The 20701-nt window shown below is 66.3% G+C and carries 15 protein-coding genes; 10 read left to right on the plus strand and 5 right to left on the minus strand.

Going from position 1 to position 20701, the window contains the following annotated elements; genetic code table 11:
* Positions 1-75: 75 nt before the first annotated feature.
* Both C7456_RS13660 and C7456_RS13665 read right to left on the minus strand, forming a co-directional pair.
* Complete coding sequence (locus C7456_RS13660; RefSeq protein ID WP_109724377.1) at positions 76-1851, minus strand: autotransporter assembly complex protein TamA; 1776 nt, start codon at positions 1849-1851, stop codon at positions 76-78.
* A 116-nt stretch (positions 1852-1967) separates the two neighbouring features.
* Positions 1968-4568, minus strand: a complete 2601-nt coding sequence (locus C7456_RS13665; RefSeq protein WP_109724378.1) for a glycosyltransferase — start codon at positions 4566-4568, stop codon at positions 1968-1970.
* Between the two features lie 233 nt (positions 4569-4801).
* On the opposite strand from C7456_RS13665, the gene C7456_RS17570 reads away from it, so the two are divergent.
* Both C7456_RS17570 and C7456_RS13680 read left to right on the plus strand, forming a co-directional pair.
* Complete coding sequence (locus C7456_RS17570) at positions 4802-6622, plus strand: ArnT family glycosyltransferase (protein ID WP_245889876.1); 1821 nt, start codon at positions 4802-4804, stop codon at positions 6620-6622.
* A 99-nt stretch (positions 6623-6721) separates the two neighbouring features.
* Positions 6722-8368, plus strand: a complete 1647-nt coding sequence (locus tag C7456_RS13680; RefSeq protein WP_109724379.1) for a phosphoethanolamine transferase — start codon at positions 6722-6724, stop codon at positions 8366-8368.
* Positions 8369-9116: 748 nt separating this feature from the next.
* Here the strand turns inward: C7456_RS13680 and C7456_RS13685 are convergent.
* Complete coding sequence (locus tag C7456_RS13685) at positions 9117-9734, minus strand: YrbL family protein (RefSeq protein ID WP_170120223.1); 618 nt, start codon at positions 9732-9734, stop codon at positions 9117-9119.
* A 315-nt stretch (positions 9735-10049) separates the two neighbouring features.
* Between C7456_RS13685 and C7456_RS13690 the strand changes: the two genes are divergently transcribed.
* From C7456_RS13690 to C7456_RS16885, 8 genes are all read left to right on the plus strand, one after another.
* Complete coding sequence (locus tag C7456_RS13690) at positions 10050-11957, plus strand: LTA synthase family protein (protein WP_109724381.1); 1908 nt, start codon at positions 10050-10052, stop codon at positions 11955-11957.
* 421 nt (positions 11958-12378) lie between these two features.
* Entirely contained in the window at positions 12379-13653 is a 1275-nt protein-coding gene (locus C7456_RS13695; RefSeq protein WP_109724382.1) for a beta-barrel domain-containing protein, read from the plus strand.
* 40 nt (positions 13654-13693) lie between these two features.
* Positions 13694-13945, plus strand: a complete 252-nt coding sequence (locus tag C7456_RS16870; RefSeq protein ID WP_139942935.1) for a hypothetical protein — start codon at positions 13694-13696, stop codon at positions 13943-13945.
* Between the two features lie 104 nt (positions 13946-14049).
* Positions 14050-14472, plus strand: a complete 423-nt coding sequence (locus C7456_RS16875; RefSeq protein WP_139942936.1) for a hypothetical protein — start codon at positions 14050-14052, stop codon at positions 14470-14472.
* Positions 14473-14813: 341 nt separating this feature from the next.
* Complete coding sequence (locus C7456_RS13700) at positions 14814-16991, plus strand: peptidase domain-containing ABC transporter (RefSeq protein WP_109724383.1); 2178 nt, start codon at positions 14814-14816, stop codon at positions 16989-16991.
* A 52-nt stretch (positions 16992-17043) separates the two neighbouring features.
* Positions 17044-17205, plus strand: a complete 162-nt coding sequence (locus C7456_RS17230; RefSeq protein WP_170120224.1) for a hypothetical protein — start codon at positions 17044-17046, stop codon at positions 17203-17205.
* A 503-nt stretch (positions 17206-17708) separates the two neighbouring features.
* Complete coding sequence (locus C7456_RS16880) at positions 17709-18359, plus strand: ATP-grasp domain-containing protein (RefSeq protein ID WP_139942937.1); 651 nt, start codon at positions 17709-17711, stop codon at positions 18357-18359.
* Complete coding sequence (locus C7456_RS16885; RefSeq protein ID WP_139942938.1) at positions 18319-19035, plus strand: DUF6624 domain-containing protein; 717 nt, start codon at positions 18319-18321, stop codon at positions 19033-19035. The genes C7456_RS16880 and C7456_RS16885 overlap by 41 nt, the downstream gene beginning before the upstream one ends.
* A 175-nt stretch (positions 19036-19210) precedes the next feature.
* On the opposite strand, the gene C7456_RS13705 is transcribed toward C7456_RS16885, so the two are convergent.
* Together C7456_RS13705 and C7456_RS13710 are read right to left on the minus strand one after the other, a co-directional pair.
* Positions 19211-19678, minus strand: a complete 468-nt coding sequence (locus C7456_RS13705; protein WP_109724384.1) for a Dps family protein — start codon at positions 19676-19678, stop codon at positions 19211-19213.
* Between the two features lie 320 nt (positions 19679-19998).
* A complete protein-coding gene (locus C7456_RS13710) occupies positions 19999-20325 on the minus strand; it encodes a hypothetical protein (RefSeq protein ID WP_109724385.1) in 327 nt (108 codons plus the stop codon).
* Positions 20326-20701: the final 376 nt, after the last annotated feature.

Here is a 20701-nt window from a genome sequence, read left to right on the forward strand (position 1 = left end):
GGCGTGGCCCCTCACCCCAGCCCTCTCCCCGGCGGGGAGAGGGAGCCATGGCGCTGAGGATGGGGAGGGCGGCGCTCACAGGTCCGGTCCTATCACGATGTGCAGCTGGATGCCGTGCTCGTCCTTGCTGTGCACCGGCGTGCCCAGGTCCACCCGGATCATGCCCACCGGCGAGAGCCAGCGCACGCCCAGGCCGGCGCCGATCTTCGGGCGGTAGTCGGTGCCGTCGAAGGCGTTGCCGGCGTCGACGAAGGCGGCCATGCCCCAGTTGCGGGTGAAGTAGTGCTCCACCTCGCTGCTGCCGACCAGCAGGTTCCTGCCGCCGACCACGCGGTCGTAGCTGTTGCGCGGGCCGATCGACTGGTAGCTGTAGCCGCGCACCGAGCGGTCGCCGCCGGCGAAGAAGCGCAGCTGCGGCGGCAGCGCGCCGAAGTCGGAGGTCCAGGTCATGCCGGCGCTGCCGCGCAGGATCAGGCGGTCGCGGCGGCCGAGCGCGTGGATCCACTTCGCGTCGGCCAGCAGCTGGCTGAAGCGCGCGTCGGAGAGCAGCGTGCCGGCGGTGCTGCGCGCGGTCACGTTGATCGACCAGCCCTTGCGCACGAAGCTGGGGTTGTCGGCCTGCTTGCGCGCCAGCGAGGCCTCCGCGTACAGCAGCGTGCTCCGCCCGTGCTCGATGCCCAGCGTGTTGTCCGGCTCGCCGCCCTTCTTGCCCACGGTGAAGGTGCCCGACAGCGCGTGCAGGCCCAGCGTGCGCGTCCAGCCGTGCCACAGCCGGGTCTCGTTGGCGACCAGCTCCAGCGTGTGCGAGTCGGAGGTGTCGGTGTTGGCGGCGCGGTAGTTGGCGCCGAAGTTGAAGCTGCGCTGGTCGTCGCCGGGCATCGGGATGGAGTACAGCGAGGAGACCATCTTCAGCCGCTGTGCCAGCACGATCTCGTTCTTCCACTTGTGGCCGCGGTCGTTGACCCAGCGCCGCTCCAGCCCGCCGCGCACGCCGAAGCCGGTGTCGGTGCCGATGAACGGGCCGCCGGTGTAGATGCTGCGCCTGGCCGGCGCCAGCTCGACCTTGACGTCGACCACGCCGTCCCTGGCCTCGTCCACCTCCGGCAGCACGTTGACCACCGCGAAGTAGTCCGCGCCGGTGAGCGCCTGCTGCAATTGCAGCAGGTCGTCCTGCAGGAAGTAGTCGCCGCGCTTGAACGGCACGTAGCGGTCGAGGAAACCGGGGCGGAACTGCGAGCCCTCGAAGTGCACCCGGCCGAAGCGGAAGCGCCTGCCGGCCTGCCAGGCGAGCCTGACCTCGGCGCTGCGGTTGCCGCGGTTGACCTCCACGCGGCGGGTGACCAGCCGCGCGTCGAGGAAGCCGTTGGCGGTGAGCTGGCGCGCCAGGCCGTCGCGCGCGGCCTCGTAGGCGCCGTGGTCGAGCGGCTGGCCCTTCAGCCGCTCGATCGCGCGCTCGGCGCGGCGCACCGCCGGCAGCGCCAGCGCGTCCGCGTCCAGCCGCACGTCCACCGAGGTGATCCGCACCGGCTCGCCGGGCTTCACGTGCAGGGTCACGCGCCAGTCCCTGCCGACCTGCTGCAGGTCGCTCTCCACGGTGGCGTCGTAGTAGCCGTAGGGCTCCAGCGCGGCCTTCGCCTGGTCGGGCGCGCGGGCGTAGAGGCGGCGGATCTGCGCGTCGCTGACGTCGCGCGCGGCGTACTGGGACAGTTCCAGGCCGGAGGTCACTGCCGCCTTGAGGCGGTCGTCCACGCCGTCCACCACCAGCTGCACGCCGGCCCGCGCCAACCCCGGAAGCAGCAGGGAAAGCAGCAGGAGCCGCCGTGAAAGGCTCAGGCGGCGATGGCGTCGCATGCGCTGGGCTCCATCCTTGTCGTGCGTGTCGATCGGCCTCGGTGGAGGGGAGCTTAGCGAAACGCGCGTTCGCTGCACATGAACGCGCCGGGCCGGCGGGCCGCCGCGGCGCGGCGTCAGCCGACCTTGTCGCCGGCCCTGTGCGCGATCCAGGCGCCGGCCAGCGCCGACACGTAGGGGATCGACTGCGCGGCCAGGATCACCATCCACAGCGTGCCCTCGACGTAGCGCGTGCCGAAGTGCAGCGCCATGCCCACGATGCACAGCGCCAGCGCCAGCGCCATCAGCAGCTCCTCGCGCACCGGCGCGAAGGCGGCGAAGTTGCTGCCGCCGATGCGCCGGCTCTTGGCGGTGACCACGAACGAGGTCTTCTCGCGGGTGAGGCCGTGCAGGATGCCGCGCGCGATGGCGTGCGACAGGCCCATGCTGGCCAGCGAGGCCATCAGCGTGTCGTACCAGCCGCACGGCACGCGCGCGCGGTACAGCACGATGCCGAAGATCGCCTTGGCGAAGAAGAAGCCGATCACCGGGATCAGGAACAGCTGCATCGGCAGGCTGAACAGCTGCGGGAAGGCCACCATGCCGGCGGTCCAGTAGATCGCCATCAGGGTAAAGATCAGGTGCAGCGCGTCGGCGAACCAGCTGAACCAGCCGGTGAGGAAGTGGAAGCGCTGGCCGGCCGAGAGCGGGCCTTTCTTGGTCATCCAGTCCCAGCGGCCCTTGAGGATCTGCATGGCGCCGAACGCCCAGCGGTAGCGCTGGCTCTTGTACGCCTTGAAGTCGGCCGGGGTGAGGCCCTTGCCCATCAGCTCGTCGACGTAGACCAGCTCGTAGCCGGCGTGCATCAGCCGCAGGCCCAGCTCGGCGTCCTCGCAGATGGTCCACTCCGACCAGCCGCCGGTGCCCTCCAGCGCGGAGCGCCGCACCATGGTCATGGTGCCGTGCTGGATGATCGCGTTGCGCTCGTTGCGGTGGTGCATGCCGATGCGGAAGAAGCCGTCGTACTCCCACGCGGTCATGCGGCGGAAGCGGTTGTGCTCGAAGTCGCGGTGCGCCTGCGGGCACTGCACCACCGCCACCTTCGGGTCGTGGAAGTAGCCGGTCAGCGCGGACAACCAGTCCGGCCGCACCACGTAGTCGGCGTCGATCACCGCCACCACGTCGGCGCGCGGGTCGGTCTCCTTCAGGCCGAAGTTCAGCGCGCCGGCCTTGAAGCCGGGCCACGGCTCCAGGTGGAAGAAGCGGAAGCGCTTGCCGAGCTTCTCGCAGTACTCCTGCACCGGCTTCCAGATCGCCGGGTCCTTGGTGTTGTTGTCGATCACCAGGACCTCGTAGTTCTCGTAGTCCAGCCCGGCCAGCGAGTCGAGCGTGACGATCACCATCTCCGGCGGCTCGTTGTAGCAGGCCAGGTGGATCGAGACGAACGGCTGCTTCTCCGGCGGGTCGGGCCTGAGCATGCCGGCGTGGCGCACCCAGCGGCGCCGCCACAGCACCTCGGTGAACTCGAAGCCGTTGATCAGCAGGATGGCGAGAATGGCGACCTGCGCCGGGAACAACAGGACCAGCATGGTCCAGTCGATCCAGCTCAGGTAGAAGTTGAAGGGCAGGGTGGCCGACCACACCACCAGCCCGCAGGCGAGCTGGATCAGCGCGGCGAAGAAGAGCCGCCCCATCGGCTTGAAGCGGCTGAAGCGCACGCCGAACCAGACCATCGGCAGCAGCGCCAGCAGGCTGGCCGCCAGCGCCTTCCACGGCCAGGCGGTGTCCTCGGTCACCGGGCCGGTGAACGGGAACTTCGGCTGGCGGTCGGCGTTGAACATGCCCCAGTAGGCGCCGGTGCGGCCCTCGCCGAGGTTCTCCTTCCACGGCTGGTCGAAGGCCTCCAGCAGGTAGTAGTCCACGCCGTGCGCCTTGGCCGCGTTGAGCCAGTCGCGCACGAAGATCGCCTCGTTGGAGACCGACGGGTCGGCGTACTCGTGGCGGTCGCCGTTGGAGGGCCAGCCGATCTCGCCCACCACCACGTGCTTGTCCGGGTACAGGTGCCGGATGTTGTCGTAGGCGCCCAGCGCCGCGCCCACCGCGTCCTTGCGCGCCACGCCGTTCCAGAACGGGAACAGGTGGATGGTGATGAAGTCCACGTGCTCGGCCAGCTCGGGGTACTTGATCCAGATGTAGTCCGGCTCGGCGATCGACACCGGCTGGCGGATCTGCGCGCGCGCGCGGTCGAGGTAGGCGATCGCCTGCTCGACGGTGATGTCGCCGCGGAACAGCGCCTCGTTGCCCACGATCACCCGCTCGATCGCGCCGGGGTAGCGCCGGGCCAGCTCGATCAGGCCCTCCAGCTCGCGCTCGTTGTTGTTGAGGCGGGTGTCGATGTTCGCCCCGGCCATCACCTCGAGGCCTTCCTGGCGGGCCAGGCGGTAGACCTGCGGGTTCTCCAGCGTGGAGTAGGTGCGGATGCGGCCGGTGTAGCGGCGCAGCAGCTTCAGGTCGCCGTCGATCTCCGCGTCGCTGGGGAAGTCCTGCTTGAGCGGGTTCTGGTAGCGCTGGAACACCGACACGGAGAAGCCGTTGATCGGGCCGTGCCAGTCGTCCGGGCCGTGCGGCCGGTTGCCCCACCACCACAGGCCGATGTTCAACGCCGCCACGACCAGCGCGATCAGGAGGGCTGCGAGCAGCGGATGCCGGCTGTCGTGCGTTGCTGGTGTGGCGCTCAAGACGGTCCCCGTGGCAGCCTCCTCGACGAGGCGGTAGAGCCGCAGGAGCTTACTAACGTGGCGCGGCGGGCTCAATAAAGCGCGCCGGCGGCGGTCAGCGCGAGGTCAGTCCTGCGCCGGCGGTCGGCGGCTTCTGTGGGAGCGGCTTCCGGCCGCGATTCCCCCGCTAAGCTTGTCACAAGGTGTTGCGTCTAGCCTGGGAAAATGCCCAGGTCGATTCCGGACGGATGCCCATGATGCTCGGGAAAGCGGATGCGCCGGCGCGGCGCGCTTTCGGCTGGTTCATGCTGCTGGCACTGGTGGTGCTGGCCGCCGGCATCGGCCTGCGCGACCCGTGGCCGCCGGACGAGCCGCGCTTCGCGCTGATGGCGCGGCAGATGCTCGAGTCCGGGCAGTGGCTGTTCCCGCACCGCGGGCAGGAGCTGTACTCGGACAAGCCGCCGCTGCTGATGTGGTGCGAGGCGGCACTGTTCGGCCTGTCCGGCGGCTGGCGCGCGGCCTTCCTGCTGCCCTCGCTGCTGGCCGGGCTGGGCACGCTGGGCGTCACGTACTGGGTCGGCCGGCGCCTGTGGGACGCGCGCACCGGCCTCGCGGCGGCGGGCCTGCTGCTGGCCTCGTTCCAGTTCGTCGAGGTGGTCAAGCACGCGCAGATCGACCCGCTGCTGCTGTTCTTCGTCACCCTGGGCAACGCCGGCCTGCTGCTGCACTGCCTGCGTGGCCCCGACTGGCGGGCCTGCTGGCTGGGCTGCTTCGCCGCGGGGCTGGGCGTGGTCGCCAAGGGCGTGGGCGTGCTGGCGCTGCTGATGCTGCTGCCCTACGCCTGGGCGCGCTGGCGCGGCTGGGCGGTGTCGGGCGTGCGCGATGTTCCCGCCGCAGGGAGCGGCGGGCAGGAACCGGCCGTCCATGGCGGCGTCGCGTCCGGCATGGACGACGGCGAGCCGGTCGTCCGCGACCGCATGCTGCGGAGGGGCCAGCCGCCGGCCGGCGGCGACGGCTGGCGCTGGGCGGCGGGCGCGCTGGCCTTCCTGCTGCCGATCCTGGCCTGGCTGCTGCCGATGCTGGCGACCGCGCTGGGCAGCGGCTCGCCCGAGCGGCTGGCCTACGTGCAGGACCTGCTGTTCCGGCAGACCGCGCAGCGCTACGCCGACTCCTGGCAGCACGTGGAGCCGCCCTGGTACTTCCTCGGCGTGATGCTGGCCGACTGGCTGCCGGTGTCGCTGCTGATCCCGCTGCTGCTGCCGCGCTGGCGGCGCGCGCTGCGCGAGCGCGAGGCGCGCGTGCTGCTGCCGCTGGCGTGGTGGCTGCTGGTGCTGCTGTTCTTCAGCCTGACCCCGGGCAAGCGCGAGATCTACCTGCTGCCCGCGCTGCCGATGGCGGCGCTGGCGATGGCGCCCTACGCGGAGGAGCTGCTGCGCCGCCGCTGGTTGCAGCGCGCCGCGTTCGGCCTGGCCGTGCTGGCCGGCGCGCTGGCGCTGGCGGCCGGCGCCTGGGCCCTGCTCGGGCAGCCGCACGCGGCGCGGCGGATCGCCGCCGGCTACGAGCTGGCCGACGGCGGTCGCGCGCTGTGGTGGTGCGTGATCGCCGCCGGCACGCCGTTCCTGCTCGCGGCCGCGCTGTGCCGGCCGCGCCGCGGCGTGGCGGCGCTGCTGGCGGGCATCGCCGCCGCGTGGGTGGTCTGGCCGCTGGCGACCTATCCGCTGCTCGACGCCAACCAGTCCGCCCGCGCGCTGATGGCCCGCGCCGACGCGCGCATCGGTCCCGACGGCCAGCTCGGCCTGGTGCTGTGGCGCGAGGAACTGCTGCTGCAGGCGCGCCGTCCGGTGGCCGAGTTCGGCTTCTCGCGGCCGTGGGAGGACCAGCTGCGCGACGCGCTGGCCTGGCAGGCGCAGCGGCCGGGGCGCTGGATCCTGCTCGACAGCGACGCCATGGGCGACTGCGTCGACAAGGCGCGCGCCTGGAAGGCGGGCGTGGCCAACCGCAACGAGTGGTGGATGTTCGACGCGGCGGCGGTGCGCCCGGCCTGCCGGCCGCCGGGCGGCGCGGCCGCACCCTGAACGGATGCCGGCGGCGGCCGGGGCGGGCGTCGCCCCGGCGCCGGCTTGTCACTAAAATGTCACGGTTTCGTGCGGCAGCCCGCGCCGCGGAGAATCGTGGTGACGCGCTCTGTCGACTGGCTCACCGGCGCCTGGCGCCGCGGCATGCCCTCCTGGTGGCTCGGCCTGCTGGTCGCGCTGTATTTCCTCATCTTCCTCAACCACACCATGTGGCGCGAGCTGGCGGGCGACTTCGCACCCACCGGCGGCATCGGCGCGCAGCCGCTGTTCGCGCTGGCGGTGGCGCTGCGCATCGTCGGCAACGTGCTGCTGGTCGTGGCGCTGTCGCTGTGGCCGCGGGTGGGCAAGCCGCTGCTGGCGCTGCTGCTGGTGGTGGGCGCGGCCAGCGCCTACCACATGGACGTCTACGGCGTGCGCTTCAACGAGGACGTGGTGCAGAGCATCTACGAGACGCAGCGCGCCGAGGCGGCCGCCATGCTCACCCGCGACATGCTGCTGTGGGTGGGCCTGTTCGGCGTGCTGCCCGCGGCGCTCGTGCTGTGCGTGCCGGTGCGCTACGCGCCGTGGCGGCGCGAGCTGTCGCGGCGCATCGCGGTCGTCGCCGGCGTGCTGCTGCTGATGCACGCGCCGGGCCTGCTGGCCAAGCGCAACTTCACCTACTTCTTCCGCAACCACCGCGTGGTGTACGAGGTGTACAACCCCTACGCGGCGCTCAGCGGCACCTTCCACTACCTGCAGCGCAACGTGTTCCGCCGCGAGCGGCCGGTGCAGCCGGTGGGGCAGGACGCCGCGCTCGACCCGGCCGCGGCGGCGGGCCGCAAGCGCGTGCTGGTGCTGGTGGTGGGCGAGACCGCGCGCGCGGAGAACTACGCGCTGCAGGGGTACGCGCGCGACACCAACCCGGAGATGGCGCGCGCCGGCGCCTGGTACTTCCGCGACGTGTGGTCGTGCGGCACCGCCACCACCGTGTCGGTGCCGTGCATGTTCTCCGGCCTGGGCCGCGAGCACTTCGACAAGGCCCGGGCGAGGGCGCGCTGGAACCTGCTCGACGTGGTGCAGCACGCTGGCGTGGACGTGTTCTGGCGCGACAACGACGAGGGCTGCAAGGGCGTCTGCGCGCGCGTGCCCAGCGAGGACCTCACCGACGCCAGGGTCGAGGGCCTGTGCGACGCCAGCGGCTGCCTGGACGACGTGCTGCTGGCCGACCTGCCGCAGCGGCTGGCGAAGATGCGCTCGCCCGCGCTGCTGGTGCTGCACCTCAAGGGCAGCCACGGCCCGGCCTACTACCAGCGCTACCCGGCCGCGTTCGCCCGCTTCAGGCCGACCTGCGACACCGCCGAGGTGCAGACCTGCGGCTACGCGCAGGTGGTCAACACCTACGACAACACCATCCTCTACACCGACCACATCCTCGGCCGCATCGTGGACATGCTGAAGGCGGACGGGGAGCGCTACGACGGCGCGATGCTGTACCTGTCCGACCACGGCGAGTCGCTGGGCGAGCACGACGTCTACCTGCACGGCGCCTCGTGGGACAGCGCGCCCACGCAGCAGAAGCACATCCCGCTGCTGCTGTGGCTGTCGCCCGCGTGGCAGCGCGACGCGGGGCTGGCGGCCTCGTGCATCGAGGCGCAGCGCGGCCGCCGGCTGAGCCAGGACAACCTCTACCACACGGTGCTGGGGCTGCTCGGCGTGCGCACGGCGCTTTATCAGAAGGAACTGGATTTCCTTGCACCCTGCCGTTGAACGGTGGTTCGCTACGGCGGGTCGAGCCGCACCAGGTCCGTTCGAGACACGATCGTGGCGCATCCTCTCCCCTGCGGGGAGAGGAATGAGGTGAGGGGGCGGGGTTCGCGGCGGCGCTTCGTCCGTGCGCGCTTCAAAGCCCGGGCTGGCCAGGACTGGCGCCAGTGCGGCCCCTCACCCCGGCCCTCTCCCCGGAGGGGAGAGGGAGCGCGGCTTGCGGCAGCGGCGGGCCATCGCGCCTCCTCTCCCCTTCGGGGAGAGGAATGAGGCGAGGGGCGGGGCTTGCGGCGACGCTTCGTCTGGGCGCGCTTCAAAGCCCGGGCTGGCCAGGATTGGCGCCAGTGCGGCCCCTCACCCCGGCCCTCTCCCCGGAGGGGAGAGGGAGCGCGGCTTGCGGCAGCGGCGGGCCATCGCGCCTCCTCTCCCCTTCGGGGAGAGGAATGAGGCGAGGGGCGGGGCTTGCGGCGACGCTTCGTCCGTGCGCGCTTCAAAGCCCGGGCTGGCCAGGACTGGCGCCAGCGCGGCCCCTCACCCCGGCCCTCCCCGAAGGGGAGAGGGAGCAGAGCTTGCCGCAGCGGCTGGTGATTGCGCTTCCTCTCCCCTTCGAGGAGAGGAAGAGGCGAGGGGACGGGGCTCGCGGTGACGTCTCGTCTGTGCGTGCTTCAATGCCTGGACCGATGAAGACTGGCGCCAGTGCGACCCCTCGCTCCAACTCTCTCCCCCGGAGGGGAGGGGAGGAAGTGCGGCTTCACCCGCGCGGCGTCGCCTTCGTCCGCTCCAGCATCTTGCCGAACTTGTAGCGGGTGCGATGGGCGTTGTGGCGGCGGCTCATCGAGCAATGCGGGATGAAGTTCTTCTCGCCGAAGCCGTCGATCATCACCAGCCGCGGGCCGCCGCGGGAATCGCTGCCGTAGACCACGTTCCAGGCATGCAGGTCGCCGGCGATCACGTTGTGCTCCAGCATGCTGGCGAGGAAGGCGTCCATCGCCGCCTGCACCTGCGGGGTGAAGCCGTCGCGGCGCACCCAGGCGTCCAGCGTGGGGGCGAGACCGCCGTCGGCGCCGCGCACCTTCTCCACCACCAGGCCCAGGCCCAGGTCGGTGTCCTCCAGCCCCGCCACGCGCGCCAGCGGCGACGGGCTGTGCATGGCGTAGCGGCGCGAGGCCACGTACTCCTTGAACTCGCGCACGAAGCCGGCGTAGGGACCGGTGCGCGCCAGCCGGCGGTACCACGGCGCGGCGCGCCAGCGCTGCTCGATGGCGTCCTCGCGCAGCACCTTCACCAGCAGGTCGGGCGCGTCGGGGTGCCGGTAGATCCGGCGGATGTGCCCGCTGGCAACGGGCTGGAGGTGGCGGAGGGCGAGCATGCGGCCTCGAAGGCTTGGCGAGGGACGTATTGTGGGGCATCGGGCGCCGCCTTGTGGGCATCGGGTATCGCCGCATCGGCGTGGTTCCGTCCCGTCATTCCGGCCTGCGCCGGAATGACGGCTGGGAGGTGGTCGCACCAGGCGTGACGGGAGGCGAAGTGGGAGTCGCGGCATGCCCCCGTGGCGCAGGCGCGCCGCCGCTTAAGCGTATGCTAGGCGGCTTGCGCTACCTTGCGGGCAGCGCCCTCGCGCGCCGTTCGCACCCGTTCCACCGCCGCCGGCCCGCCGGCGGTTCCTTTCCCGGAGATCCTAAGCATGCGTCGATTGAGCTGGCGCTTCCTCGTGGCCTCGCTGGTGCTGCTCACGCTGAGCCGCCTGGGCCTTTCGTTCTGGCAATGGCAGCGCGTGCACGACGCGGGCGGGCTGTGGCCGGTCGTGCTCGGCGGCTGGCGCATCGACCTCAGCCTGCTGGCGATGATCGTCGCGCTGCCGCTGGTGCTCTCGCCCTGGCTGGGCCACAGGCCGCTGGCGGTGAAGATCACCGCGTGGTGGTACCGCGTGTGGTGGCTGCTGATCGTGCTGCTGGAAGTGTCCACGCCGCAGTTCATCACCGAGTACGACACCCGCCCGAACCGGCTGTACTTCGAGTACCTCAGCCATCCGCGCGAGGTCTCGGCGATGCTCTGGCACGGCTACAAGGGCGTGCTGTTCGCCGGCCTGCTGGTGCTGGTCGCGCTGGGCTGGCTGGGCTTCCGGCTGTTCGGCTGGGCGAGGACGGATGCGCGCATGCGCGGCTGGCTGCGCGTGCCCGCCACGCTGGTGCTGTTCGCCGCGGCCTTCCTGGCCGCGCGCGGCACGCTGCAGCACCGCCCGCTCAACGCCGCGCAGGTGGCCTTCAGCAGCGACAGCATGGTCAACACGCTGCCGCTCGATTCGCTCTACAGCGTGGCCAACGCGGCATGGGAGCTGGGCAGCGAGCGCTCCGCCTCGGCGGTGTACGGCAGGCTGCCGGAGCCCGAGATGCAGGCCATCGTGCGCCGCGCCGCGCTGCTGGAAGACCCGCCGATGGACCCGCAGTACCCGAGCCTGCACCGCCAGGAGGCCAGCGCGAAGCCGCCCCGGCCCTACAACCTGGTGATCATCGTGGAGGAAAGCCTGGGCGCGCAGTTCGTCGGCAGCCTGGGCGGGCGCGACCTCACCCCCAACCTCGACGCGCTGGGCAGGCAGGGCTGGCTGCTGGCGCGCACCTACGCCACCGGCACGCGCTCGGTGCGCGGGCTGGAGGCGATCACCACCGGCTTTCTGCCCACCCCGGCCGAGGCGGTGCTGAAGCTGCCGCGCAGCCAGCGCGACTTCTTCACCATCGCCGGTCTGCTCGGCCGGTTCGGCTACCACTCGCGCTTCATCTACGGCGGCGAGGCGCACTTCGACAACATGAAGGGCTTCTTCCTCGGCAACGGCTTCGACGAGGTCATCGACCAGCCGAAGTTCGACCTCAAGCCGGCCTTCGTCGGCTCCTGGGGCGCCAGCGACGAGGACATGTTCAACGAGCTGCACCACCGCCTGCTGCAGGACGAGCGGGGCGGCAAGCCGGCCTTCACGCTGGCCTTCAGCGTGTCCAACCACACGCCGTGGGAGTATCCCAGGGGGCGCATCCAGCCGCAGGGCGAACCGGCCAGCGTGGACAACACCGTGCGCTATGCGGATTGGTCGATCGGGCAGTTCTTCGCCCGGGCCCGGCAGGCGCCGTACTGGGACCACACCGTGTTCCTGATCGTGGCCGACCACGATGCGCGCGTGTTCGGCGCCAGTCTGGTGCCGGTGCGGCACTTCCACATCCCGGCGCTGATCCTCGGCGCCGGCGTGCCGGTGCAGCGCGACGAGCACGTGGTCAGCCAGGTCGACCTGGCGCCGACGCTGCTCTCGCTGATCGGCGTCGGCAGCGTGCACCCGATGCTGGGCGCCGACCTCACGCGGCACTATCCGGACCGCGCGATCATGCAGTACGGCGACAACTACGGCTACCTCAAGGGCGACGAGCTGCTGGTGCTGGAGCCGCACAAGCCGCCCACGCAGTACCGCTACGGCGTGGCCGGCGAGACATTGGCACCGGAGGCGGTCGATCCCGCGCTGGCGAAGGAGGCGCTGGCGCACGCGCTGTGGCCGAGCTGGGCCTACCTCAACCAGCGCTACCGGCTGCCGCCGGCGAGCATGCAGCGCTGACGGCCGGGCTGGGGAGGGTGTCCGGTCGCCGGCGGGCCTGATCCGAGCCAGACAGTTGCCGCGATGCGTCTCGGCAGCTTGCGGCCGCGATCCGCGCAATGTCGCCGGCCGCAACGTGGCGGGCGAGGTGTTCCTCGTCCGTCATGCCCTGCCAGGCATCTGCGTTCAGACGGTGCGGATCGGTTGCCGGCCAGCGGATGGTCGGCTGCACGACATCGGCCAAGCTGTGGCCATGAGGAACGAAAGCGCGGTGCCGGCGGCGCTGCCGGAAAAAAGCGAAGGCCGGTACAGGGCCGGCTTTCTTGGCGCTTGCGGCCGCGTGTTGGCAATGCCCCCAATCATCCGGTGACCGGAAAGAGGTAGGGGGGGAAGGGGGGCTCTGCGTTTATATGTTGGAGGGAACAGGGGGAAGGCGGCCGTAATGACACGAACAGGATTGTTCCGACAGGAAGTCGTGGAGGCCCGGCGCGGGGAATGGCTGGGTTCCATCGTGGTGGCGGCGCCGTTGTCGCGCTGGTGGCTCACGATGCTGGCCGCAGCTGCGGCCGCGGCGCTACTGCTTTTGCTATGCCTGGGTTCCTATACCCGCCGCGAGACGGTGAGCGGTCAACTGGTGCCCAGCGCCGGCCTGCTCAATATCGCGGCGCCCAGCGCGGGAACCGTGCAGCGGTTGCGCGTGCACGATGGCCAGGCCGTCAAGGCCGGCGAGATCCTGCTCGAACTGGTCGGTGACCAGGACAGCGCGGCGCTGGGCGGCACCCACGCCCTGGTGGGGCAACAGCTCGAGACGCAGCGGGCGCGCCTGGAGGCGGATCTGGCCGACCAGCAGGCGCTGGCCAAACAGCAGGCGGCGGCGCTCCAGGCCAAGATCGCCTTGCTGGGAGCCCAATTCGACCAGATCGCCGGGCAGCTGGATTTCCAGCAGCAGCAGGTGACCAGTAACCGACAGCTGCTTGAGCGCATACAGCCCTTGGCCAGCAAGGGCTACGTATCGATCTTGCAGGTCCAGCAACAGCGCACCGCGCTGCTCGATGCGCAGACGCAGTACAAGGCTCTCGTCCGCCAGCAGTTGGACACGCGGCAGCAACTGGACGCCGCCCAGCAGGCGCTGTCGCAATTGCCGCTGGAAACGGCGGCCAAGCGCAACGAGACCGAGCGGCAACTGGCCTCGGTCCGCCAGTCCATGGCGCAGAACGAAATGGCCCGTGCGGTGGTGTTGCGCGCGCCGCGCGACGGGGTGGTGTCGGCCGTGCTGTTCAAAGAAGGGCAGATGGTGAGCGCCGGGCAGCCGCTGCTCTCCCTGCTGCCCAACGGTGCCACCTTGCAGGCGCAGTTGCTGGTGCCCAGCCGCGCGATCGGTTTCATTGCGCCGGGCAATCAGGTGGTGCTGCGCTACCAGGCCTTCCCTTATCAGAAGTTCGGCCAGCAGTACGGTCGCGTGGACGACGTCTCGCGCAGTGCCTTGGCACCCTCGGAAGTGGCGGCCCTGGTCGGCGAGCAGGCGAAGGAGCCGCTGTACCGGGTCCAGGTGGCGTTGGACAGCCAGCACGTCATGGCCTATGGCAAGGCCGAGCCGGTCAAGCCGGGCATGGCGGTGGAGGCGGACATCCTGATGGAGCGGCGGCGCCTGATCGAATGGGTTTTCGAGCCACTATACGGCATCGGTAGCCGGTTATTTAGCAGTAGCTCTCGGTAGCGACCTCCGCTCTCCAGCTTGATTATTTGTGGTTGTTAGCATGCCGACCGCCAGAACGGCATTATTTCTGGCATCACTTCAAGGAGATGAAGCCATGCGTAATCTTGATGAGGTTGAAGTCCGTGGTGTCGCGGGTGGTCTGATTGCTGGTCCGGTAGATTGGATTGGTGGTTGGGCCGTTGGCAAGGCACTCGACTGGTTTGTTGGTTATGTAGAGGATGGCTTGCAAACGGGAGCCCCCGGTTTTATTGAGGGCGATCCCAACTTGCCCGCCAATGTTTATGGAGCTTGATAGTGCTAAAGAGAGGGGCGCCTTTGTGGCGCCTCTCTTTTCCCGTACTGGGCAGAGGAATTGTTGTGATTGCTATAAGGATGAATTATCTACGGTTATTTCTGATGGTGGCGGTTGCCGGCTTGATTGGCACATGTTCCGCGCTGCTTGTTGATGCATTCTTTGTTCATGTTGTTGGCTTGGTTGGGTGCGATGAGTTTCCGAAAAATGGCATCGCAAGCCAATGGTATATGGTGATACTTATCGGACCAGCCATTGAGACATTGATCCTTTCCTGCTTCATTTCTCTTGCGAGTAACTTTGTGGAATGGAAGAGTGTTTCACTTTGCTCGGCGATATTCTGGTCTCTGTTGCACGGTTTTTTTTGTGTTCTATGGGGTGTTGTGGTCTTTATACCGTTTTTGATTGATTCATTGATTTATATGTTTGTGAGAAAACGGTTTTCTTTTGGATTGGCTTTTTTATGCGCCATGGCGGTTCATTCAATTTATAATTTTTTTTCATTCATTATCTATCTATATAGATAGTCTTTGGTAGTAATCAATGGGTCTGAAGTGGCTATTGAGCACTCCAGTCATATGGATGTGTGGCGATCGATTTCCTGCTTTTCGAGTGAAAATATAAGGTTGCATGCAAGTAACGTCAAGTAAGATTTCTGAGTCGATGAATGACGTTATCAATTCCCGGGCTTTGCGGTTAGATATGATCATGGCCAAGTATCACGTTGCGACGGCCTAAATGGATGGGCTGCTTTTATTCTTGTCAGAGAAGATTATGTGCGCATTTGGCGCATTGATTGCTGTTAATGGCAAGGTTTAGTTGTGGGGCTCTGGGAGAGAGTTTTCAATTTAGACAAGGGGGCTTCTTCATGCCTACTATCGGCACGCAGCCGATATCGGCGGCTGCCAAGCCGGATACACATGCGCGCCTACTGTTCGGCTGGTGGCATCGCCTGCCAGTGTTGCTGCAGACAGAAGCGGTTGAATGCGGCCTGGCCTGTTTGGCGATGGTGGCGAACTACCACGGCCACGACGTGGACCTGGCTGGCTTGCGCCGGCGCTTTGCCACCTCGCTCAAGGGCGCGACCCTGGCCCGGCTGATGGAGATGGCCGGGAAGCTCGGCTTCACCTGTCGGCCGCTGAAGCTGGATCTCGGCGAGTTGACGCAGTTGCGCATGCCCTGCGTATTGCATTGGGATCTCAATCACTTCGTCGTACTCAAGCGCGTTACGCGACACGGCATTGTCATCCACGATCCGGCGCGTGGCGTCCGCAAGCTGGGCATGCGTGAAGTGTCCGATCATTTCACCGGCGTGGCGCTGGAGCTTTCGCCTGCCGCCGACTTCACGCCGGTGCGCGAACGGCAGGCGGTGTCGTTGCGCGCGCTTACCGGCAAGGTGCGCGGCCTGGTGCCCGCGCTGGCGCAAGTCCTGGTGCTGGCCCTGGCGCTGGAGGTATTCGCGCTGGCCGCGCCGTTCTACCTGCAATGGGTGCTGGACCAGGTACTGGTCTCGGCCGACCGCGATCTGCTCACTCTGCTGGGGTTGGGTTTCGGCACATTGGCGATCCTGTCGGCGCTGGTCACCGCCGCGCGTTCGTGGGCGGTCACCTGGCTGGGTGCCACGCTCAACGTGCAGTGGGCCGGCAACCTGTTCGGCCACCTGATGCGGCTGCCGCTGGACTGGTTCGAGAAGCGCCACGTGGGCGACGTGGTATCGCGCTTCGGCTCCATCCAGACCATCCAGAAAACCCTGACCATGCAGTTCGTCGGCTCCCTGCTCGATGGCCTGATGTCGCTGGTCACGCTGGTGGTGATGACCTTCTACAGCGCATGGCTGACGCTGCTGGTGCTGGGCCTGTTCCTGGGCTACGGCCTGGCGCGCTGGCTGTGGTTCGGCCCGCTGCGCCGTGCCAGCGAGGAGCAGATCGTCCATGCGGCGCGTCAGCAGAGCGAGCTGCTGGAATCCATCCGCGGCGCGATGCCGGTGAAGCTGGCCAACAAACAGGACGAGCGGCTGGCGCGCTACGTCAATGCCACCGTGGCCGCCACCAACCGCGACATCGGCATCCAGCGGCTCACCATCGCCTTCGCGCTGGGCAACCAGTTGATGTTCGGGTTGGGCAGAGTGGCTTTGATCTGGATCGCCGCTGCGTTGGCGCTCAGGAACGAATTTTCGGCTGGCATGCTGGTGGCCTTCATCGCCTACGCGGACCAGTTCACCAGCCGGGCGGCGGGGTTGATCGACAAGTGGATGGACTTCCGCATGCTGCGGCTGCATGCCGAGCGGGTGGCGGATATCGCCCTGACGGCGCCGGAGCCGCGGGCCGAGATCGCCTGGACGGGGCCCGTTCCCGAGGCCAGTGTGGAACTGCGCAACGTGAGCTTCCGCTATGCCGAGGGCGAGCCGTGGATCCTGAAGAACTGCAACCTGCGCATCGAAGCCGGAGAGTCGGTAGCGATCACCGGCCCCAGCGGCTGTGGCAAGACCACGCTGGCGAAGATCGTGTTGGGTCTATTGGAGCCAACCGAGGGCGAGGTGCTGTTCGGTGGCATCGACATCCGCAAGCTGGGTCTGGACACCTACCGCCAGTGGGTCGGCGCGGTGATGCAGGACGACCAGCTTTTCGCCGGCTCCATCGCCGACAACATTGGCTTCTTCGACCCGGAGGCGTCGATGGAGCGGATCGTGGCGGCAGCGCGGATGGCGGCGATCCACGAGGACATCATGCGCATGCCGATGGGTTACCAGAGTCTGGTGGGCGACATGGGTTCGAGCCTGTCTGGCGGACAGAAGCAGCGCGTCATATTGGCACGGGCTTTTTACAGAAATCCCCGCTTATTGGTGTTGGATGAGGCTACGAGCCATCTCGATCAATTTAACGAGGCGGCTATAAATGATTCCGTCCGAGGCCTCGGTATGACCCGCTTGATCATTGCCCACCGACAAGAAACCGTTGCGTCGGCACGTCGCGTCGTTTCGCTAGTGGGCACTACAACAGAAAGAAATTTGTCCGGGCGGACGTCCGGACAAATAGTAGCCGGATAGGCCGGCATCCCGGTGCAGGGGGAACTGCACCAACTTGAAAAAGGAGACAAACATGAGAGCCATTATGCCTCTTGGTTTTGAAAATGCCCGCGAGCTGACCTCGGACGAGCTGGCTCAGGTTGGTGGCGGGGTGGCGAAGAACACCTTTGTCGTCAAGGGGACTACCGGTCCGAATGGCAATGACGGTGAGGTTCAATACGACCGCGAGTGGTAATGGTTGGGTGATAATGGAGGCAGGGCCTTGTGCCCTGCCTCTCCAAGGGGGATTTGATGGATCGGATTCATCTAATTGTAGGTAATTCGCGAGACTACCATGCTGTTGCCGTGCAATGGGCAATCCGGCGCATGGGTCATGAGGCGATAATTTGGGATGGTCTTGCGGCAGACCCTCATGGGCAAATGAGTATTGCCTATGAGAACATGAGCCCCTTACGTCTTGGGCCTCGCTTGTTCAACACTTTCGGAAGTGTTTGGTTTCGCAGACAGATTCCCTTTCAGCCAATCGGGAGCGTTCATCCTGATGCGCGATCTTTCCTGATCCAGGAGTTGACTGATGCTCATTTGTCATTCTGTGCATCAGTTGAGTCGATGTCTAACTTCGTTATAGGTGGACAGCGCACACGGTGCGCGTCGTCGAAATCCTATCAATTGCGAATAGCGCAGGAGCTAGGTTTCAAGATTCCTCGAACATTGATATCGAACAACTATGCAGACGTCATGGCGTTCACGAAGGGGGCGGAAAGGCTTTTAGTCAAGCATTTCGCTCCCCATTACTTCATAAGTAGGTCGACAGGAGCCGTCAGAGCAGTGGGTCCGAGTGTAATTCGTTCGGAGCACCTCTCTCCAGAAAAAGTGGAAGTCTGTCCATGTATCTACCAAGAGTATATAGATAAAATCTATGAGCTTCGTGTTACGGTGATCGGTAGCCAAATTTATACTGCCCGGCTTTCATCTAATGTTGGGGAATTGATCGACTGGCGGCCTGCGTTTGGTTCGGCTCGTCTGGATGTGGAGCCATTCAAACTTGATAGGGCCACTGATTCGCGTATCAGGCAGCTGATGGCGCGGCTTAATTTGCCTTACGGTTGCATAGATATCGCAGTCGATAGATCGGGAGAGAATATTTTTTTGGAGATAAATCCTGGCGGACAATTCCTATTTATTGAAGAAAAAATAAAGGAATTTCCTCTCCTTCGGGCGTTCGCTTCGATGCTTATTGCTCAATCATGTGACTTCCAAGTGAACATTGATGGCCGTATGCCAATCGATATAGATGAATTTGAACTTAGTCCCGAGTTTGATGAGTGGAGGGTCGCATATGATAAGAATGCCAGCAAGAATCCTAAGTTTGTTACTTTTGTTGAGTAGTTTGTGGCTGTTATGCACCTCGGTTCTGGCTGGAAATGCTGAACAGTTGGCGCGCAAAAAATGCCCGGGTTTGGCAACATGGGAGGCTCGGCATCTGAAGACACAAGCGTCCGATAAGACGGGAATTCCCGCGTTGCCTTCCTTGCGTGCTCAGCTACTTGCTATGGAGCAACGAGATCAGAAGGCAAGGGACCAATTTTTACAGAAGGGTGGTAGTGCAGCTTCTCTTGCCGAGCTTGTGCGCGTGGATGCCGAAAATTTGAAACAACTCAAGCGTATAATAAGGAGGTACGGTGTGCCCGATGTCTCGCAAGTCGGGCGGGATGGGATGGGTTCACTCTGGTTGCTAACCCAACATGCTAGTGCTGACGTTAGTCTTCAGAAGGTTGTTCTTAGTAAGCTCAGGGATCGCCCTGGCGATATTGATACGGTGGAGATAGCCATGCTCACAGATCGGATTCTGCTTGGAGAGGGCAAACCGCAGGTTTACGGAACACAGTTCCATGAAGTCCACGGAAAGCTTGTTCCTTACAAGATTAAAGACGAGAAAAGCGTAGATGCTCGACGCGCGAAGATGGGGCTGATGCCGCTGGCAGACTACCAGTGTGCTATGAACGTCTCGCCTCCTACGACAGATGGAGGCGGACAGACGAGCTCAAGCTCTACAGACCATTGAGCCCGCAGGCCATGTTCAGGCAAGTTTGCTCAAATCTCAGCCATGAAAAGCCGCCTTGCCAGGCGCGGACAGCGCTCTGGGCATGCGTGACTCAGAGCTCAATTCGGTGAGCCTACGTTTCGTCTGAAGCCGTAGGCGCCACCCTCTTTCCCTTTGGATCGTGGACGTCTTGCCCCTACTTAAGCAGCGAGCGCAGCATCCAGGCGGTCTTCTCGTGTGCTTTCAGGCGGCCGGTGAGCATGTCGGCGGTGCCTTCGTCGCCGGCGGCGTCGGCCACCTTGATCGCCTCGCGCGCGGTGTGGGCGGCGATCTCGTGGCCCTCCACCAGCTGGTTCACCATCTCCTTCCAGTCCGGCACGCCGGACTCCTCCTTGATCGAGGTGAGCTTGGCGAACTGGCTGTAGGAGCCGGGCGCGAACACGTCCAGCGTGCGGATGCGCTCGGCCACTTCGTCGGCGGCCAGCCACAGTTCGTTGTACTGCGTCTCGAACATGGTGTGCAGGCTGTTGAAGTGCGGCCCGGTAATGTTCCAGTGGAAGCTGTGCGTCTTGAGGTACAGCGAGTAGGTGTCGGCGAGCAGCTTGGACAGGTGCTTGGCGATCTGCTCGCGGTCTTTCTTGGCGATGCCGATGGATACGGCCATGTGTCCTTCTCCTTTCCCGTAGCGTGGATGATCTGTCGAAGACAGCCCATGCAGCTTAGCGGCGGGCCTATGACGGAGGAAATTCAACTTGGCGATGTTCTCGATAGGCGAGAACTATCGGGTGCCGCGCCGGGCCCCAGTGCTTGCTTCAAACGGGATGACCAGGCCTTTTCCCGCCCGGCGCGCGGCATGAGCAGCCTTGCCGTGGCGACGATGGATGCCGAGCCGGTCGGCGCATCCCCGGAGATCGCCGATCCGCTGCCGCGGGCCCGACGCCCGAATCGGCCACGCTGCGGGGCGGCGTCCGCTTGAACGAACGATCAGGCCGGCGGCCCGATGAGTTGCTCGTACCAATCCCGATACGGCGTGTTCTTGACCAGGTAGCGGTTGAAGTCCTTGGCTCCATCCTGCCACCAGACCGGCCCGCGTTCCCCCAGTGCGATCTTGGCCGCGTTGACGGAACGGCGCGCCGCCGCCAACGCCGCTGCATCCCCGGCGGCCATGGTGGCTTTCACCTGCCGCCGCGCCGCCATCAGCGCCCTGACCAGGGTTTCGCGTTCCTGAGGCGACAGGTGCGGGTTCGCCACCCGCCAGAGGCGGCCGCGAACCACCATGTATCGACCGTCGGGTGTCTGCGGATGCTCCATGCGGGTCCGGCTTACGGAGTTGGGGACGGGGCACACGCCTTGCCCACATCATGGCGTGCGTCCTGCCGATCGTCCGATGCCATTCGTCAAAGCTTCGTGCGCGCCGGCATGCCCGCCACCCCGGCCACCGTTCCTGGTCCAGCCATCGTCGCCGCGTTTTGGAAAAAAAAACCGCCCCGCCTGCGCGGCCCATCCGCAAGCTTGGCGATCGATTCTCCGGATGGCCGCGGCAAGCGGGTTTCACCGCAGGTGAAAAGGCAGACCTGCGTGTTGCAGACGGATCCATCGCGATCGTTCCCATCCGGGAAAGCCGATCCAGGAGACGGATGAATGGGACAAGCCTTGTTCAGCCCCCAGATCGCGGGGCCAGCCCGCA

This window comes from Fulvimonas soli, from assembly GCF_003148905.1.
Lineage (GTDB): Bacteria > Pseudomonadota > Gammaproteobacteria > Xanthomonadales > Rhodanobacteraceae > Fulvimonas > Fulvimonas soli.

What these genes read in the sequence shown, in the direction of transcription:
- C7456_RS13660 (WP_109724377.1), bottom strand. Translation starts at nt 1,851, where the DNA reads ATGCGACGCCATCGCCGCCTGAGCCTTTCACGGCGGCTCCTGCTGCTT.
- C7456_RS17570 (WP_245889876.1), top strand. Translation starts at nt 4,802, where the DNA reads ATGATGCTCGGGAAAGCGGATGCGCCGGCGCGGCGCGCTTTCGGCTGG.
- C7456_RS13685 (WP_170120223.1), bottom strand. Translation starts at nt 9,734, where the DNA reads ATGCTCGCCCTCCGCCACCTCCAGCCCGTTGCCAGCGGGCACATCCGC.
- C7456_RS13690 (WP_109724381.1), top strand. Translation starts at nt 10,050, where the DNA reads ATGCGTCGATTGAGCTGGCGCTTCCTCGTGGCCTCGCTGGTGCTGCTC.
- C7456_RS13695 (WP_109724382.1), top strand. Translation starts at nt 12,379, where the DNA reads ATGACACGAACAGGATTGTTCCGACAGGAAGTCGTGGAGGCCCGGCGC.
- C7456_RS16870 (WP_139942935.1), top strand. Translation starts at nt 13,694, where the DNA reads ATGCCGACCGCCAGAACGGCATTATTTCTGGCATCACTTCAAGGAGAT.
- C7456_RS16875 (WP_139942936.1), top strand. Translation starts at nt 14,050, where the DNA reads ATGGTGGCGGTTGCCGGCTTGATTGGCACATGTTCCGCGCTGCTTGTT.
- C7456_RS13700 (WP_109724383.1), top strand. Translation starts at nt 14,814, where the DNA reads ATGCCTACTATCGGCACGCAGCCGATATCGGCGGCTGCCAAGCCGGAT.
- C7456_RS17230 (WP_170120224.1), top strand. Translation starts at nt 17,044, where the DNA reads ATGAGAGCCATTATGCCTCTTGGTTTTGAAAATGCCCGCGAGCTGACC.
- C7456_RS16880 (WP_139942937.1), top strand. Translation starts at nt 17,709, where the DNA reads ATGGCGTTCACGAAGGGGGCGGAAAGGCTTTTAGTCAAGCATTTCGCT.
- C7456_RS16885 (WP_139942938.1), top strand. Translation starts at nt 18,319, where the DNA reads ATGCCAGCAAGAATCCTAAGTTTGTTACTTTTGTTGAGTAGTTTGTGG.
- C7456_RS13705 (WP_109724384.1), bottom strand. Translation starts at nt 19,678, where the DNA reads ATGGCCGTATCCATCGGCATCGCCAAGAAAGACCGCGAGCAGATCGCC.
- C7456_RS13710 (WP_109724385.1), bottom strand. Translation starts at nt 20,325, where the DNA reads ATGGAGCATCCGCAGACACCCGACGGTCGATACATGGTGGTTCGCGGC.